General features: G+C 75.0%; 15 protein-coding genes. 13 read left to right on the top strand and 2 right to left on the bottom strand.

From position 1 onward, the window contains the following. The 3 genes from MUK52_RS05720 to MUK52_RS05710 all read left to right on the top strand — a co-directional run bounded on the left by MUK52_RS05720 (position 1) and on the right by MUK52_RS05710 (position 3,444). Complete coding sequence (locus MUK52_RS05720) at positions 1-1,539, top strand: ATP-binding protein (RefSeq protein WP_502963538.1); 1,539 nt, start codon at positions 1-3, stop codon at positions 1,537-1,539. Continuing rightward, positions 1,536-2,048, top strand: a complete 513-nt coding sequence (locus MUK52_RS05715) for a hypothetical protein (RefSeq protein ID WP_114054897.1) — start codon at positions 1,536-1,538, stop codon at positions 2,046-2,048. The genes MUK52_RS05720 and MUK52_RS05715 overlap by 4 nt, the downstream gene beginning before the upstream one ends. A gap of 100 nt (positions 2,049-2,148) precedes the next feature. Further along, on the top strand, positions 2,149-3,444 hold the full coding sequence (locus MUK52_RS05710; RefSeq protein ID WP_284574940.1) for a cytochrome P450: 1,296 nt from the start codon (positions 2,149-2,151) through the stop codon (positions 3,442-3,444). Here the strand turns inward: MUK52_RS05710 and MUK52_RS05705 are convergent. Continuing rightward, complete coding sequence (locus tag MUK52_RS05705) at positions 3,395-4,129, bottom strand: hypothetical protein (RefSeq protein WP_284574939.1); 735 nt, start codon at positions 4,127-4,129, stop codon at positions 3,395-3,397. The genes MUK52_RS05710 and MUK52_RS05705 overlap by 50 nt on opposite strands. A 165-nt stretch (positions 4,130-4,294) precedes the next feature. On the opposite strand from MUK52_RS05705, the gene ggt reads away from it, so the two are divergent. Beyond that, positions 4,295-6,103 carry a gamma-glutamyltransferase gene (ggt, locus tag MUK52_RS05700; RefSeq protein ID WP_284574938.1) on the top strand — a complete coding sequence of 603 codons (1,809 nt, stop codon included), beginning with the start codon at positions 4,295-4,297 and terminating at the stop codon, positions 6,101-6,103. Positions 6,104-6,167: 64 nt separating this feature from the next. On the opposite strand, the gene map is transcribed toward ggt, so the two are convergent. Next, positions 6,168-6,935: a type I methionyl aminopeptidase gene (map, locus tag MUK52_RS05695; RefSeq protein WP_284574937.1), complete on the bottom strand. Its 768-nt coding sequence runs from the start codon at positions 6,933-6,935 to the stop codon at positions 6,168-6,170. Between the two features lie 65 nt (positions 6,936-7,000). Between map and MUK52_RS05690 the strand changes: the two genes are divergently transcribed. From MUK52_RS05690 to MUK52_RS05650, 9 genes are all read left to right on the top strand, one after another. Next, positions 7,001-7,252 carry a helix-turn-helix domain-containing protein gene (locus MUK52_RS05690; RefSeq protein WP_114054902.1) on the top strand — a complete coding sequence of 84 codons (252 nt, stop codon included), beginning with the start codon at positions 7,001-7,003 and terminating at the stop codon, positions 7,250-7,252. Between the two features lie 85 nt (positions 7,253-7,337). Beyond that, complete coding sequence (locus MUK52_RS05685; protein ID WP_114054903.1) at positions 7,338-7,529, top strand: hypothetical protein; 192 nt, start codon at positions 7,338-7,340, stop codon at positions 7,527-7,529. A gap of 9 nt (positions 7,530-7,538) precedes the next feature. Then, complete coding sequence (locus MUK52_RS05680; RefSeq protein WP_114054904.1) at positions 7,539-7,919, top strand: PPOX class F420-dependent oxidoreductase; 381 nt, start codon at positions 7,539-7,541, stop codon at positions 7,917-7,919. 45 nt (positions 7,920-7,964) lie between these two features. Then, positions 7,965-9,821 (top strand): hypothetical protein, encoded by a 1,857-nt coding sequence (locus MUK52_RS05675; protein WP_284574936.1) that lies wholly within the window; start codon positions 7,965-7,967, stop codon positions 9,819-9,821. A 167-nt stretch (positions 9,822-9,988) separates the two neighbouring features. After that, entirely contained in the window at positions 9,989-10,831 is an 843-nt protein-coding gene (locus MUK52_RS05670) for a nitrilase-related carbon-nitrogen hydrolase (protein ID WP_114054906.1), read from the top strand. 38 nt (positions 10,832-10,869) lie between these two features. After that, a complete protein-coding gene (locus tag MUK52_RS05665; RefSeq protein ID WP_284581658.1) occupies positions 10,870-12,123 on the top strand; it encodes an aspartate aminotransferase family protein in 1,254 nt (417 codons plus the stop codon). 14 nt (positions 12,124-12,137) lie between these two features. Continuing rightward, the gene (gene hydA, locus MUK52_RS05660) at positions 12,138-13,538 is read left to right on the top strand and encodes a dihydropyrimidinase (RefSeq protein ID WP_284574935.1); all 1,401 of its coding nucleotides are present in this window, start codon (positions 12,138-12,140) and stop codon (positions 13,536-13,538) included. Between the two features lie 11 nt (positions 13,539-13,549). After that, positions 13,550-14,566, top strand: a complete 1,017-nt coding sequence (locus MUK52_RS05655; RefSeq protein WP_114054908.1) for a TIGR03842 family LLM class F420-dependent oxidoreductase — start codon at positions 13,550-13,552, stop codon at positions 14,564-14,566. 333 nt (positions 14,567-14,899) lie between these two features. Further along, the gene (locus tag MUK52_RS05650) at positions 14,900-15,388 is read left to right on the top strand and encodes a TrmO family methyltransferase domain-containing protein (RefSeq protein WP_174250369.1); all 489 of its coding nucleotides are present in this window, start codon (positions 14,900-14,902) and stop codon (positions 15,386-15,388) included. Positions 15,389-15,507 lie beyond the last annotated feature (119 nt).

The raw sequence follows: 15,507 nt of genomic DNA, 5'->3' as shown, positions 1-15,507 counted from the left end.
GTGGCACGCACCGCACACCGCGGGCGCACCGCACGCGCCGCCCGCGCCGGGCGCCCCCGGTGGTACGCCGGGCCCCGCCGCCGCGGCACCCCGCGCGAGCGGCGCATCGCCCCGCTCGGCCTGCGCACCCGCCTGATCGCGGCGTTCCTGCTGGTCGCCGCGGTCAGCGCGGTCTCCACCGCCGCCCTCACCTACCAGCAGGCCCGCAACGCCGTCCTCAAACAGAGCCAGGACACCGCCGTCAGCACCCTGCGCGACCTGATGGAGGCCCAGCCCGTCAGCCTGCCCATGGACCAGGCGCAGCTCGACCGCCTCGTCTCCGAGCTCGCCAAGCGCGGCAAACCGCACCCCTGGAACGTCTTCGCCGAGTACGGCCGGCTGCGCGCCTCCAGCAACGGCTCGCCCACCTCCACCGTCGTCACCGACCGGCTCCGCCGCCAGGTCACCGCCCACCCGCACGGCGCCTTCCAGCGCGTCACCGACGCCGACGGCGACCCCTACCTCGCCGTCGGGATGCCCGCGGTGTTCCGCGCGAACGACACCCGCCCGCCCACCGGACTCGTCGTCTTCGCCACCATGCCGCTCTCCGCCGAGCGGACCACCGTGCAGGCCATGGTCGAGGCCGCGCAGCGCGGCGCCGTCCCCGGCCTCGCCGCCGCCGTCATCCCCGCCCTGCTCGCCGCGCGCAGCGTGCTGCGCCCCGTACGGGACATGCGGCGCGCCGCCCAGAAGATGGGCCGGGGCCGCCTCGACACCCGGATCGAGGTCCGCGGCGCCGACGAACTCGCCGGACTGGCCCGCACGTTCAACGACACCGCCCGCGCCCTGGAGGCGTCGGTGGCCGAGCTGCGGGACGCCGAGACCCGGGCCCGCCGCTTCGCCTCCGACGTCTCCCACGAGCTGCGCACCCCGCTCGCCGGGATGCTCGCCGTCACCGAGGTCCTCGACGAGGAGGCAGCGGGCCTCGACGCCGACACGGCCGCGGCCCTGCGGCTGATCAGCGCCGAGACCGGCAAGCTCGCCGTCCTCGTCGAGGACCTGATGGAGATCTCCCGCTTCGACGCGCGCGCCGCCGAGCTCAACCTGGACGAGGTCGACGTCGCCGAGGCCGTCCGCAAGACCCTGGAGCGACGCCACTGGGACGGCACCCGGGTCGTCACCGACCTGCCCCGCGACGCCCGCGCCCGCCTCGACCCGCGCCGCTTCGACGTCGTCCTCGCCAACCTCGTCGGCAACGCCCTGCGCCACGGCGGCGCCCCCGTCCGCGTCACCGTGCGGACCCGCCCGCAGCCCGGCGGGCCGCGGCTGGTCGTCGAGGTCGCCGACAGCGGCCCCGGCATCGCCCCCGAGGTGCTGCCGCACATCTTCGACCGCTTCTTCAAGGCCGACGCCGCCCGCACCCGCTCCGCCGGCAGCGGCCTCGGCCTGGCCATCACCCTGGAGAACGTACGGCTGCACGGCGGAACCCTGGAGGCCCGCAACGGGCATTCCGGCGGCGCCGTGTTCACCCTCGACATGCCCCTGGAGGCCGACGCATGAACAGGATCCGCGGTGCCGCCCGCGCCGCCTCCGCCGCGGCGGCCGGGCTGCTGCTCGCCGGCTGCGGCATCAAGACGACGGGGGTCGTGGAGAGCGGGGCCCCCGCCGAGATCGCCGTGAGTGCGCCCAGCGGCACCGCGGACTCGCTGGTGTACTTCCTGACCCCCGACAGGCGGCTGATCGCCATGCGGTCCGGGTACGCCGAACCGGGGGCCCAGGGCGCGCTGTTCCGGCTGCTGGCCGGGCCGAGCCAGCGGGAGCTGGCCTCCGGCCTGGGGACCGCACTGCCCGCCGTCGACGCCGGACTCGCCGCCACGACCACCACGACCGGCCCCGTCGGCGACGTCGTGGAGGTCCACCTGCCGATCAACGTGGCCGGGCTGTCGGACCTCGCCCGCAGCCAGATCGTGTGCACCGCGGTGGCCGACGCCGCCTCGCAGGTGGAGGCGAGGCTGCGCGGCCAGGACACCGTGCTGGCCCCCGAACCCTGCCGCGCCGGCCGCCTCTGACGGCGCGCCGCGCCGCGGGGGAGGGATGGGGGCGGCGGGGGAGCGGGCAGGCCGTGCGGGCCCTCTTGCGCCGCCGGGTCCGCCCCGCCACCGTGGGCCCATGCCCGCCGCATCCCCGGACCGCACCGGAGGCCCCGCCCCCGCAGAAGGCGCCGTCCCCGACGTGTTCGACCCGCGCCTGTACGCCGCGGGCATCCCGCACGACCGCTACCGGCTGCTGCGCGACCGCCATCCCGTCGCCTGGCAGGACGAACCCGAGGTGCTGGGCTGGCCGGCCGGCCCCGGCTTCTGGGCCGTCACCCGGCACGCCGACGTCGTCCGCGTCCTGCGCGACCACACCGCCTACTCCTCCTGGGCCGGCGCCACCCAGATCCGCGATCCCGACCCCGCCGACCTGCCGTTCCTGCGCAGCACCATGCTCAACCAGGACCCGCCCGGCCACGGCCGGCTGCGCCGCACCGTCTCCCGCGCGTTCACGCCCGCCCGGGTCGACGCCTTCGCGGACCGCGTCCGCGAACGCGCCCGCACGCTCCTCGCCGGCGCCCGCGCGAAGGCCGAGGACGGCGCCTGCGACGTGGTCCCCGCCGTCACCGACGAGTACGCGCTGCTCAACCTGACCGACCTGCTGGGCATCCCGGCCGCCGACCGCGGCCTGCTCCTCGACTGGACCGTGCGCGTCATCGGCTACCAGGATCCCGAGGACGCCCCCGAGCCGCTGCGCGGGCCCGACGGCACCCCGCTCAACCCGCGCTCCCCGGCCCTCCTCGGCGAGATGTTCGCGTACGCCCGCGAACTCGCCGGGCACAAGCGGCGCCGGCCCGGCGGCGACGTCATGACGGCCCTCGCCGAGGCCTCGCTGGAGCCGGCCGAGCTGGAGATGTTCTTCTTCCTGCTGACGGTCGCCGGAAACGACACCGTGCGCTCGGCCGCCCCCGGCGCGCTGCTCGCCCTCGCCGGCGCCCCGGACGCCTACCGCCGGCTGGCCTCCGGGGCGGTGCCCGCGGACCGCGCCGTCGAGGAGCTGCTGCGCGTGCACCCGCCGGTGCTCAGCTTCCGCCGTACCGCCGCGGCCGACACCGAGCTGGCCGGCCGGACGATCCGGGCGGGCGACAAGGTCGTCGTCTTCCACGCCTCCGCCAACCACGACGAGCGGGTCTTCGCCGACCCCGGGCGCCTGCTCCTGGACCGCTCCCCCAACCCGCACGTCTCCTTCGGCGACGGGCCGCACGTCTGCCTCGGCGCCCACTTCGCCCGGCTCCAGCTGCGGGTGCTGCTGGAGGAGTGGCGGGCCGCCATGCCCGCCCCCGAACTCGCCGGACCGCCGCGCCGCCTGGTGTCGAACTTCATCAACGGGATGACGCGGCTGCCGCTGCGGGTGTCCGGGCCACCGCGGTGACGTCCTCCAGCAGCTCCACCACGTCGGGCCCGTAGGCCGCCGAGTTGACCACCTTCAGCACCAGGCAGAACGGGTTGCCGCGGTGCCGGCGGGCCAGCTCCTGGTGGTGGCGGGCGAGGTAGCGGGCCCCGGCCTGGTTGCTGACGGCCGTCTGACCGGATATCAGGAACACCGGCCGGGTGCCCGGGCCGCTCGTCAGCCGGGCCAGGACGACGTGCTCGGCCCGGCCCTTGGACCACCGGTACGTCTGCCCGCCCACCCGGATCGCCCCCCGGTCCGGGCCCGGATCCGTCGACACGTCGACGGAGACCCCCGGCAGCATCGACTCCAGGTGGGCGGCCGTCCGGGCGTTCGAGACGGGCCCGCCGACGCAGAACTCGGCCCGCTCGCCGAACCCCTGGCGGACCGTGTCGTGCGCGACGATCTGGACGTTCGCCCCGCAGTCCTTGATCAGGGCGGATATCTCCAGCAGCGCGAACGCGTCGTTGCGGTGCACCGACCCCTCCGTGCCGCCCATCTGCCGGTTCACCACGAACAGGCAGTCCGAGCCCGTCGGCAGCCCGAAGAACGCCTGCTTGCGGCGCAGCGCACGCCGCCACACGTACGTACGGGTCACCCATCCGAAGCCGCCGCTGATCGCGGTCGCCGCCAGCCCGAGCACGATGTTCCGCAGGTCTTCGTCCATGTGCCGGATGCTAGTGCCGCGGGCGCGGGGAATCACCGGGTCGCGGCAGCCGAAGTGCCCGCCGCCGCCGGGCCTTCCTGACGCGGAGGGGGCCGTGAAGTTACAGTGCCGACCGCAGCCCTGTCCCAGGGGGTCCGACAGGCCGTCGCCGACCGGAGGTACGCCATGCGCCGCCCCGCCCCACGTCTGTTAGCGCTCACAGCCGCCCTCGCCGGGGCCCTCGTGTCCACCGGCGCCGCGGCCCCGCCCGCCCCGGCCGGGGAGGGCACCCCCGCCAAGACGCCGGTCGCGGTCGGCTGGGGCGGTGTCGTCGCCAGCGTCGACCCCGACGCCACCGCCGCCGGCATCGGCGTGCTCCGCTCCGGCGGCAACGCCGTCGACGCGGCCGTCGCGACCGCGGCCGCGCTCGGCGTCACCGAGCCGTACTCCGCGGGCATCGGCGGCGGCGGGTACTTCGTCCACTACGACGCCCGCACCCGCCGCGTCCACACCATCGACGGCCGGGAGACCGCGCCCGCCTCGGCGACCGCCGCCCTCTTCCAGGAGAACGGCGTCCCCATCCCGTTCGCGGAGGGCCAGACCAGCGGCCGCGGCGTCGGCGTCCCCGGCACCCCCGCCACGTGGAAGAGCGCCCTCGACGCCTGGGGCACCCGGCCGCTCAGGCAGCTGCTGAAGCCGGCGGAGAGACTCGCGCGCAGCGGCTTCACGGTGGACGCGACCTTCCGCGCCCAGACCGAGGCCAACGAGGCCCGCTTCAGGGACTTCCCCGACACCCGGAAGCTGTTCCTGCCCGGCGGCGCCCTGCCCGTCGTCGGCTCCACCTTCAAGAACCCCGACCTCGCGGACACGTACGCGGAGATCGCCCGCAAGGGCACCGGGGCCATGTACCGGGGGCCGATCGCCGACGACATCGTCGACACCGTCCGCCGGCCGCCCGTCGACCCGGCCGCCACCCGCAACGTCCGCCCCGGCGACCTGACCGCCGCGGACCTGCGCGCGTACACCACCAAGCGGCAGGAGCCGACGCGCATCTCCTACCGCGGCCTCGACGTGTACGGCATGGCGCCGTCGTCCTCCGGCGGCACCACCGTCGGCGAGGCGCTGAACATGCTGGAGCGCACCGACCTGGGCCGGCTGTCGCAGGCCCAGTACCTGCACCGCTTCATCGAGGCCTCCCGGATCTCCTTCGCCGACCGCGGCCGCTGGGTCGGCGACCCGGCCTTCGAGCGGGTCCCGACGCGGGAGCTGCTCTCGCAGCGGTTCGCGGACGCGCGCGGCTGCCTGATCAGGCCCGACCGGGCGCTGGCCAGCCCGCTGGCGCCGGGCGACCCGCGTGACCCGCAGCCGTGCGCCGCGGCCGGGCAGGCGGTGCCGACCACGTACGAGGGGGAGAACACGACGCACCTGACGGTCGCCGACCGCTGGGGCAGCGTCGTCTCGTACACGCTGACCATCGAGTCCACCGGAGGCAGCGGGATCACCGTCCCCGGGCGGGGCTTCCTGCTGAACAACGAGCTGACGGACTTCTCCTTCGCCCCGGCCGCCCCCGGTGTGCCGGACCCGAACCTGCCGGGGCCCGGCAAGCGGCCGCGCTCGTCGATGTCGCCGACCATCGTGCTGGAGCACGGGCGGCCGGTCCTCGCGGTGGGATCCCCGGGCGGGGCCACCATCATCACCACGGTGCTGCAGACCCTGACCGGGCACCTGGACCGCGGGCTGCCGCTGGTCGACGCGATCGCCGCGCCGCGCGCCAGCCAGCGCAACCAGGCCGCCACCGATCTGGAGCCGGGGCTGTGGGACAGCCCGCTGCGCAGCGAACTGGAGGCGCTGGGCCACGCCTTCCGGCTGAACCCGGAGATCGGCGCCGCGACCGGCGTACAGCGGCTCCCGGACGGGCGCTGGCTGGCGGCCGCGGAGCGCACCCGGCGCGGCGGGGGCTCGGCGATGGCGGTCCACCCGCACGGCAGGCCGTGACGCCGGGCCGGGCGTGGCGCCGGGCCGCGGGTGAGCCGGGACCGGGCTCCGCGCGGGCCGGCGGTCACGGTGCGGTGAGGATCCTGGGGCCGGCGGCGGTGACGGCGACCGTGTGCTCCGCGTGGGCGGCGCGGCTGCCGTCGGCGGTGCGCAGGGTCCAGCCGTCCCCGTCGCAGGTGTAGTCGTCCGTCCCGCCCGCGATCAGCATCGGCTCGATCGCCAGGACCATGCCGGGGCGCAGCGGCATGCCGCGCCCCGGCCGGCCCTCGTTGGGAACGCCCGGGTCCTCGTGCATCCCGCGGCCCACGCCGTGCCCGCCGAACCCGTCGGGGATGCCGTATCCGGCCGAGCGGCAGACCGTCCCGACCGCGTGGGCGATGTCCCCGATCCGGTTGCTGGGGACGGCGGCGGCGATGCCGGCGGCGAGGGCGGCCTCCGCCGTCTCGACGAGCCGCAGGTCGGCGGGGCGGGGGCGGCCGACCGTGAAGCTGACGGCGGCGTCCCCGACCCATCCGCGCAGGCGGGCGCCGAAGTCGACGCTGACCAGGTCGCCGTCGGCGAGGGGGCGGTCGTCCGGGATGCCGTGCACGATCGCGTCGTTGACCGAGATGCACGCCGTCGCGGGGAAGGGCACCGGGGCGAACCGCGGCCGGTAGCCGAGGAACGGCGAGGACGCCCCCGCCTCCGCGAGCACCCCGCGCGCCACCCGGTCCAGGGCCCGGGGCGTCACCCCGACGCGCGCGGCCGCGCGCACCGCGGCGAGGGAGCGGCCCACGACGCGGCCCGCGGCGCGCATCTCGTCGATCTGCTTGTCCGTCTTCAACTGCACCATGCCAATAACTATACCGGTATAACTTTACCGGGATTGTTGTTGGGGGCCGGCGGTACGATGGGGCCATGGTCCGTACCCCCCTCACCCCCGAAGAGCGCGAGCGCGGCGAACGCCTCGGCGGCCTGCTCCGCGAGGCCCGCGGCGGGCGCAGCATGGTCGAGGTCGCGGCGGCGGCCGGGCTGTCCGCCGAGACCCTCCGCAAGATCGAGACCGGGCGGGCGCCCACCCCGGCCTTCTTCACCGTCGCCGCGCTGGCGCAGGCGCTCGGCCTCTCCCTGGACGACGTCGTCCGCCGCTGCGCCCTCGTCCCGGCCTGACCGGCCGGAGGCCCGGGGTGCCCCGGGCGGGCCGAACGGACCAATCCGGGATGGGAGCGGCGGGCCGCGGGGCAAGCGTGAGGGCGTGTCAGAGAGCAACGCGCCCCAGCGCCTCGGAATCGGACTCCTCGGCGCGGTCCTCGCCGCCGGCCTGCTCGTCGCCGCCTGCGCGGCCCCCGAAGACGCCCCGCACCGTACGGGCGCCCCGGGCGGCACCGCGCCCCGCGGCCCCGCACCCGCCCCACCGGACGGCCGCGACCCGGCCGGCGTGCCGTAGCCTCGCGGGATGACCCTCGAAGAGCTCGGACGCGGCAAGTACGTCAGCCTCACCACGTACCGGAAGGACGGCACGGCCGTCGCCACGCCCGTGTGGGCGGTCGCGGACGGCGGCGAGCTGTTCGTCTGGACGCGCAGCGACTCCTGGAAGGTCAAGCGGATCCGGAACAACGGCCGGGTCTCGCTCGCACCGTGCGACGTCCGCGGGCGCGTCGAGCCGGGCGCCGGCGTCCTGGAGGGAACGGCGCGGATCCTCGACGCGGACGGGCTGAAGCGGGTGCGGCGGCTGATGTCGCGCAAGTACACCTGGCAGTTCTGGGCGGTGGACCTGCCCGCCGCGGCCGCCCGCCTCGGCAAGCGCCCGCACGTGGCGATCGCCATCCGCACGTGAGGCGCCCGTAGCCCGCCCGTAACACGGGTGGTATCCAATGCGGCAATGGAGACCGCGACCTCGCCGGCGACCGCACGACTCTCCGGCTACTTACGAGGCCTGACCCGGCGGCTGGATCCGGGGGCCGGCTGGTACGGGGAGTTCCTGCGCCGGGACCCCGAGGGGCTGCGGGCCTGCCTGGAGGGCGAGGCGCTGCCGCCGTGGGACGTGGTGGAGTCGCTGCTCGCCGACCTGGAGGCGGCCCGCGGCGCCGGCATCGCGGCCCGCGAGGTCCGCTACGCGGCCCGGCTGCGCGCCGAGGCGGCCGCCGAGTGGGACCGCCTGCCCGGCGGCGCGGAGGAACTCCGCGCCCATGTCGCGGCCGCCGCCGCCCAGCGCACCGCCTGCGAAGCCGCCCTGCACGCCCTGACGGCCCGCCTCGCGGGGGCGGCCGACCGCACGGAGGCGGCGGCCCTCGCGTCCGAACACGCCTGGCTCCGCGACGACACGGCCCGCGCCGCATACCGCCACGCGGACCTCACCGCCCGCCTGGCCGCCCTCGCGCCCGCCCCGGGCCCCGCACACCCCGCCGACGCCCTCCCTGCCGTACCCGCCCAGCCGCACGCACGGCCTCCGGCGCCGGGCGGAGGCGGCGGGGAGGGGCAGGGCCGTCCAGCGCGCAGCGAACCGGCGCGAGGCGGAGAGCCCGCCCCCGACCGCACGCCGCCGGCCCCGCCGACGGCGGTGCAGCCGGGGCACAGCCCCTTGGGAGGTGCGGCCCCCCATCCGCCGCCGGCGCCCGTCCAGGGCGCCCACCCCGCCTCGGACGGGGCGCCGGACCCGGGCCTGCACGGGGCGGGCCGTCCCGGCGGGACCGGCTCCGCAGGTATGCCGCCCGCAGGCACCGCACGGCGGGCGCCCGCCGCCCACCCGGCCGACCCGCCGCAGGCGGGGCCCGCCCCCCAGGGCCCGCGCGGGACGGAGGACGCGGACCGCTCCGCGGAGGGCGGCTTCCCGGGCGGTGCCCCGGCCGCCGGCGACAAGGACCCGGAGGACGGTGCCGGCTCCGCCGTCGTGCCGCCGTCGCCGCCGTCGCGGCGGCGGGCGCGGAAGGCGGGCGGGGCGCGGTACGCGGGCGCGGCGGCCGCGGAGGACGCGCCGCCGACAGGGGTTCCGTACGACGCCGGGCCGGTACCGGCACCGGCGCCGGCCCCGCGGGGCGCGCGGTTTGCGGGGGCGTCGGAAGCGGCCGCAGCCGACCCTGCCGCCACCGACCCGGCCGCAGCCGACCCTGCCGCCGCCGGAGCCGCCCGTCCCGTCGCGGCCCCGGCCTCCGCCGTGAGCGGAACTGCCCCTGCCCCCGGGCCTGTTGCGGGCCCCGGCGCCGCCGACGGACCGGCAGCCGACATCGGGTGGACCGTGCGGGAGCTGGCCGGGCTGCGGAGTGCCGGGCGTGGCGGAGAGGCGTACGCCCTGCTGTGTGCGGCGGCCGGCTGGCCGCCCGAGCGGCTGCCCGCGCTCGCCGACGCGCTGGGGCGCGCCGGGCTCGGCGCCGACTGGGCCACCCTGCTGTGGGAGGCGGCCGCGCTGCCGCCCGAACGGCTCGCGGCGGTCGCGGCCGCGCTCGGGGCGGCCGGGCGGCACGCCGACTGCGCGGCGCTGCTGCGCCAGGGCGTGGCCCGGCCCGCCGCCGACATCGCCCAGGCCGCCACCGCGCTCCTCGACGCCGGCCGGGAGCGCGAGGCCGACGCCGTCCTGGAGGCGTTCGTACGGGCCCGGACCGCGGAGGACGCAGCCCGCACCGCCCGCCGCGACCCCGACCGGCTCGTCCCCCGCCTGCTGCGCGCCGCCGAGGCCGTCTCCGCAGGACACCGCCGCGACCTCGTCCACGCCCTGCGCGTCGCGAAACTCCCCGACTCCTGAACCGACCACCCTGTGAACGAGTCTGACCGAGCCGTGCACGATTACGACCGACTGCTCCAACCGTGCAAGGCGGTCTTGCCCCGCCGTGTGACGGGGCCTACGTTCTACTCCCTACGCACACCGTCTACGTGCGTAGAAGTCGGCGTTCCCGTCGCGAGGAGCAGCTCATGGCCCAAGTCGTCCGCGCCGCACTCGTCCAGGCCACCTGGACCGGAGACACCGAGTCGATGATCGCCAAACACGAGGCGCACGCCCGCGCGGCGGCCGCCCAGGGCGCGCGGATCATCGGGTTCCAGGAGGTCTTCAACGCCCCGTACTTCTGCCAGGTGCAGGAGCCCGAGCACTACCGCTGGGCGGAGCCCGTCCCCGACGGCCCCACCGTCCGCCGCATGCAGGACCTCGCCCGCGAGACCGGCATGGTCATCGTCGTCCCCGTCTTCGAGATCGAGGGCCCCGGCTTCCACTACAACACCGCCGCCGTCATCGACGCCGACGGCAGCTACCTCGGCAAGTACCGCAAGCACCACATCCCGCAGGTCAAGGGCTTCTGGGAGAAGTACTACTTCCGCCCCGGCAACCTCGGCTGGCCGGTCTTCGACACCGCCGTGGGCAAGGTCGGCGTCTACATCTGCTACGACCGCCACTTCCCCGAGGGCTGGCGCGCCCTCGGCCTCGCCGGCGCCCAGCTCGTCTACAACCCCTCCGCCACCCACCGCGGCCTGTCCGCACACCTGTGGCAACTGGAGCAGCCCGCCTCCGCCGTCGCGAACGAGTACTTCATCGCCGCGATCAACCGCGTCGGCCGCGAGGAGTACGGCGACAACGACTTCTACGGCACCAGCTACTTCGTCGACCCCCGCGGGCAGTTCGTCGGGGACGTCGCAAGCGACAAGGAGGAGGAACTCCTCGTCCGCGACCTGGACTTCGACCTCATCGCGCAGGTCCGCACCCAGTGGGCCTTCTACCGCGACCGCCGCCCCGACGCCTACGGAGGGCTCGTACAGCCGTGACCGACCCGACCCCCCTGCTCAGCCGCCACCGCTCCGTCATGCCCGACTGGCTCGCGCTGTACTACGAGAACCCCCTGGAGCTCACGCACGGCGAGGGCCGCCACGTCTGGGACGCCGACGGCAACCGCTACCTCGACTTCTTCGGCGGCATCCTCACGACGATGACCGCGCACGCCCTGCCCGAGGTCGCCAAGGCCGTCTCCGAGCAGGCCGGCCGGCTCATCCACTCCTCCACCCTGTACCTCAACCGCCCCATGGTCGAGCTCGCCGAGCGGATCGCCGCGCTCTCCGGCATCCCCGACGCCCGGGTCTTCTTCACCACCTCCGGCACGGAGGCCAACGACGCCGCCCTGCTGCTCGCGACCGCGTACCGCCGCTCCAACCAGATCCTGGCGATGCGCAACAGCTACCACGGCCGGTCCTTCACCACCGTCTCCGTCACCGGCAACCGCGGCTGGTCCCCGACGAGCCTGTCGCCGCTGCAGACGTACTACGTCCACGGCGCCGTCCGCACACGCGGCCCCTTCGCCGCCCTGCCCGACGCGGAGTTCACCGCGGCCGCCGTCGCCGACCTCGAGGACGTCCTCGGCCAGGCCCGCGGCTCCGTCGCCGCGCTGATCGCCGAGCCGGTCCAGGGCGTCGGCGGGTTCACCTCCCCGCCCGACGGCCTGTACGCCGCCTTCCGGGAGGTCCTCGACCGGCACGGCATCCTGTGGATCAGCGACGAGGTCCAGACCGGCTGGGGCCGCACCGGCGACCACTTCTGGGGCTGGCAGGCCCACGACCGGGGCGGCCCGCCCGACATGCTCACCTTCGCCAAGGGCATCGGCAACGGCATGTCCATCGGCGGCGTCGTCGCCCGCGCCGAGGTGATGAACTGCCTCGACACCAACTCCATCTCCACCTTCGGCGGCTCCCCGGTCACCATGGCCGCCGGCCTCGCCAACCTCGGCTACCTCCTGGAACACGACCTCCAGGGCAACGCCCGCCGCGTCGGCGGCCTGCTCCTCGAACGGCTCCGCGCCGCCGCGGCCTCCGTGCCCGCCGTCCGAGAGGTCCGCGGTCGCGGCCTGATGGCCGCCGTGGAGCTGACCCGCCCCGGCACCGACCAGGCCGCCCCCGACGCCGCGTCGGCCGTACTGGAAGCCGCCCGCCGCGGCGGCCTGCTCCTCGGCAAGGGGGGCGGGCACAACACCAGCGTGCTGCGCATCGCACCCCCGATGTCCCTCACCGTCGCCGAGGCGGAAGAGGGCGCCGACATCATCGAACAGGCCCTGCGCAGCATCGTGTAGCCGGGAGGCGCCGCATGTCCCACCGCACCCTGATCCGCGGCGGCCTCGTCGTCACCGCCGCCGACGAACTCCACGCCGACGTCCTGGTCGAGGACGGCAAGGTCGCCGCCCTCGCCGCCCACGGCTCGGCGGCCGCCGAAGCCTGGACGGCCGACCGCGTCCTCGACGCGACCGGGAAGTACGTCATCCCGGGCGGTGTCGACGCCCACACCCACATGGAGCTGCCCTTCGGCGGGACGTCCGCCTCCGACACGTTCGAGACGGGCACCCGGGCCGCCGCCTGGGGCGGCACCACCACCATCGTCGACTTCGCCGTCCAGAGCGTCGGCCGCGGCCTGCGCGAAGGCCTCGACGCCTGGTACGCGAAGGCGGACGGCAACTGCGCCGTCGACTACGCCTTCCACATGATCCTCTCCGACGTCAACGAGGCCACCCTGAAGGAGATGGACCTCCTCGTCGGCGAGGGCATCACCTCCTTCAAGCTGTTCATGGCCTACCCGGGCGTCTTCTACAGCGACGACGGGCAGATCCTGCGCGCCATGCAGCGGGCCTCCGGCAACGGCGGGCTGATCATGATGCACGCCGAGAACGGCATCGCGATCGACGTCCTCGTCGAACAGGCACTGGCCCGCGGCGAGACCGACCCCCGCCACCACGGCGAGGTCCGCAAGGTGCTGCTGGAGGCCGAGGCCACCCACCGGGCGATCCAGCTCGCCCGGGTCGCCGGCTCCCCGCTGTACGTGGTCCACGTCTCGGCGGAGGAGGCCGTGGCCGAGCTGGCGGCCGCCCGGGACAAGGGGCTGCCGGTCTTCGGGGAGACCTGCCCGCAGTACCTCTTCCTCTCCACCGACAACCTCGCCGAGCCGGACTTCCAGGGCGCCAAGTACGTGTGCAGCACGCCCCTGCGGCCGAAGGAGCACCAGGCGGCGCTGTGGCGGGGGCTGCGTACGAACGACCTCCAGGTGGTGTCCACCGACCACTGCCCCTTCTGCTTCCGCGGGCAGAAGGAGCTGGGCCGCGGGGACTTCTCGAAGATCCCCAACGGTCTCCCCGGGGTGGAGAACCGTATGGACCTGCTCCACCAGGCGGTCGTCGACGGGCACATCTCGCGCCGCCGCTGGATCGGGATCGCCTGCGCGACCCCGGCCCGCATGTTCGGCCTCTACCCGCAGAAGGGCACCATCGCGCCGGGTTCGGACGCGGACATCGTCCTCTACGACCCGCACGCCGAACAGGTCCTCTCCGCCGAGACCCACCACATGAACGTGGACTACTCGGCGTACGAGGGCAGGCGGGTCACCGGGCGCGTGGAGAGCGTCCTCTCCCGCGGCGAACTCGTCATCGACCGCCGCCAGTACACCGGCCGGGCCGGCCACGGGGCGTTCATCCACCGCTCCACCTGCCAGTACCTGTAAGGAGACCCCGCATGGACTTCGGCCTCGTCCTGCAGACCGACCCGCCCGCCTCCCAGGTCGTCAGCCTCATGAAGCGGGCCGAGCGCAACGGCTTCCGCTACGGCTGGACCTTCGACTCCGCGGTGCTGTGGCAGGAACCGTTCGTCATCTACAGCCAGATCCTCGCCAACACGCAGAAGCTGCACGTCGGCCCGATGGTCACCAACCCGGGCACCCGTACCTGGGAGGTCACCGCCTCCACCTTCGCCACCCTCAACGACATGTACGGCAACCGCACCGTCTGCGGCATCGGACGCGGCGACTCCGCGATGCGCGTCGCCGGCCGCAAGCCGAACACCCTGGCCCGCCTCGGCGAGGCCATCGACGTCATCCGCGACCTGGCGGAGGGCCGCGAGGCGAGCGTCGACGGCAACCCGGTCCGCATCCCGTGGATCAGGAACGGCAGACTGCCGGTCTGGATGGCGGCCTACGGCCCGAAGGCCCTGGCCCTGGCCGGGCAGAAGGCCGACGGCTTCATCCTCCAGCTCGCGGACCTCTTCCTCACCGAGTGGATGGTGAAGTCGGTCCGGGACGCGGCCCGAGAGGCCGGCCGAGACCCCGACGCGCTCACGATCTGCGTCGCGGCCCCGGCGTACGTGACGGCCGACGACTCCCCGGAGGCCCTGGCCCACGCCCGGGACCAGTGCCGCTGGTTCGGCGGCATGGTCGGCAACCACGTCGCCGACCTGGTCTCCCGGTACGGCGAGCACTCGGGCATGGTCCCGGACGAGCTCACCGCGTACATCAAGGACCGCCACGGCTACGACTACAGCCACCACGGCCGCGCCGGAAACCCGTCCACCGACTTCGTCCCCGACGCCATCGTCGACCGCTTCTGCCTCCTGGGCCCGGTGGAGGCCCATATCGAGAAGCTGCGGGCCCTTCGGGACCTCGGAGTCGACCAGTTCGCCGTCTACGACATGCACGACGCCCGCGAAGCCACGATCGACGCCTATGGCGCGCAGATCATCCCCGCGCTCGCCGAATGACTGCCCCTGACCGTCCGCATCTCGGGAAGGTGATTCTGACTGGCTCGTTCGCAGTTCGCGCCTTCAGTTGTTGTCCGAGCTCGTCGGCACGCTTCGGAGCGACCTCGTCCACCTCCAGGAAGCGGGGCGTCACCGCAGCGCGCAGGTGATTGATGGACTTGCGAGCGAAGGAGCAGCAATGATCCTTATCGCGGACGCGGAGGAACGACCCTTGCAGCCCTGGACGGCCGAGCCCGCAACATGATCAGCCGGGTACGCTGACCGCGCCAGCACACCACCGGTCCAAGCCGGAGCAGCGTCCAAGCCGATCCGGTAGTCCCAGGGGAGGAACGCGTGCACGACCCGATCACGATCGAGGCCATCGCCCACGTCGTCGGCGGCCACCAGACGCCGGCCGACGACTACCAGGGCGGAGTCGAATCGATCATCCGCCTGCGCCCGGACCTTCCGCCGGACACGTTGCGCGGCATCGACAGGTTCTCCCACCTGATCGTGACCTGGCACTTCCACCTCGGCTCCGACGCCGACCTCCACCTCGGGGCCCGCAGCCCCCGCAACGACCCGACCTGGGAGCCCACCGGCACCTTCGTGCACCGAAACCACCGGCGCCCCAACCGCATGGCAACCTCCTTCCCGCGCCTGCTCAAGGTGGACGGCAGAGACCTCTACGTCACCGACCTCGACGCCGTCGCCGGAACTCCCGTCTACGACCTCGCCCCGTACTTCGAGGAGATGGGTCCCCGCGGCCCTGTCACCACTCCGGCCTGGCCGGCGGCGATGCTGGCGAACTACTGGGACCCCGCGGAGAACCGCCCCGAGTAGGACCTCGCGTGCCGGTACCTGCGACGGCAAGGCAGAGCGTCGGCGGTGGGTCCGTTGCTCTCGGAGGGCGGGCGAGGTGGGAGTTTCCCGGTCTGACGCTGCCTGAGCGAGGCCCTGAC

Source organism: Streptomyces sp. 2P-4 (assembly GCF_030167965.1).
Lineage (GTDB): Bacteria > Actinomycetota > Actinomycetes > Streptomycetales > Streptomycetaceae > Streptomyces > Streptomyces globosus_A.
Note: the sequence above shows the minus strand (reverse complement) of the source record. Positions and strands in the feature narration are given on the sequence as shown.

Coding starts and splice junctions, on each gene's coding strand:
- MUK52_RS05680 (WP_114054904.1), top strand. CDS start 7,539: ATGACCCTCGAAGAGCTCGGACGCGGCAAGTACGTCAGCCTCACCACG.
- MUK52_RS05665 (WP_284581658.1), top strand. CDS start 10,870: ATGCCCGACTGGCTCGCGCTGTACTACGAGAACCCCCTGGAGCTCACG.
- MUK52_RS05715 (WP_114054897.1), top strand. CDS start 1,536: ATGAACAGGATCCGCGGTGCCGCCCGCGCCGCCTCCGCCGCGGCGGCC.
- MUK52_RS05670 (WP_114054906.1), top strand. CDS start 9,989: ATGGCCCAAGTCGTCCGCGCCGCACTCGTCCAGGCCACCTGGACCGGA.
- MUK52_RS05710 (WP_284574940.1), top strand. CDS start 2,149: ATGCCCGCCGCATCCCCGGACCGCACCGGAGGCCCCGCCCCCGCAGAA.
- MUK52_RS05655 (WP_114054908.1), top strand. CDS start 13,550: ATGGACTTCGGCCTCGTCCTGCAGACCGACCCGCCCGCCTCCCAGGTC.
- hydA (WP_284574935.1), top strand. CDS start 12,138: ATGTCCCACCGCACCCTGATCCGCGGCGGCCTCGTCGTCACCGCCGCC.
- MUK52_RS05675 (WP_284574936.1), top strand. CDS start 7,965: ATGGAGACCGCGACCTCGCCGGCGACCGCACGACTCTCCGGCTACTTA.
- MUK52_RS05705 (WP_284574939.1), bottom strand. CDS start 4,129: ATGGACGAAGACCTGCGGAACATCGTGCTCGGGCTGGCGGCGACCGCG.
- ggt (WP_284574938.1), top strand. CDS start 4,295: ATGCGCCGCCCCGCCCCACGTCTGTTAGCGCTCACAGCCGCCCTCGCC.
- map (WP_284574937.1), bottom strand. CDS start 6,935: ATGGTGCAGTTGAAGACGGACAAGCAGATCGACGAGATGCGCGCCGCG.
- MUK52_RS05690 (WP_114054902.1), top strand. CDS start 7,001: ATGGTCCGTACCCCCCTCACCCCCGAAGAGCGCGAGCGCGGCGAACGC.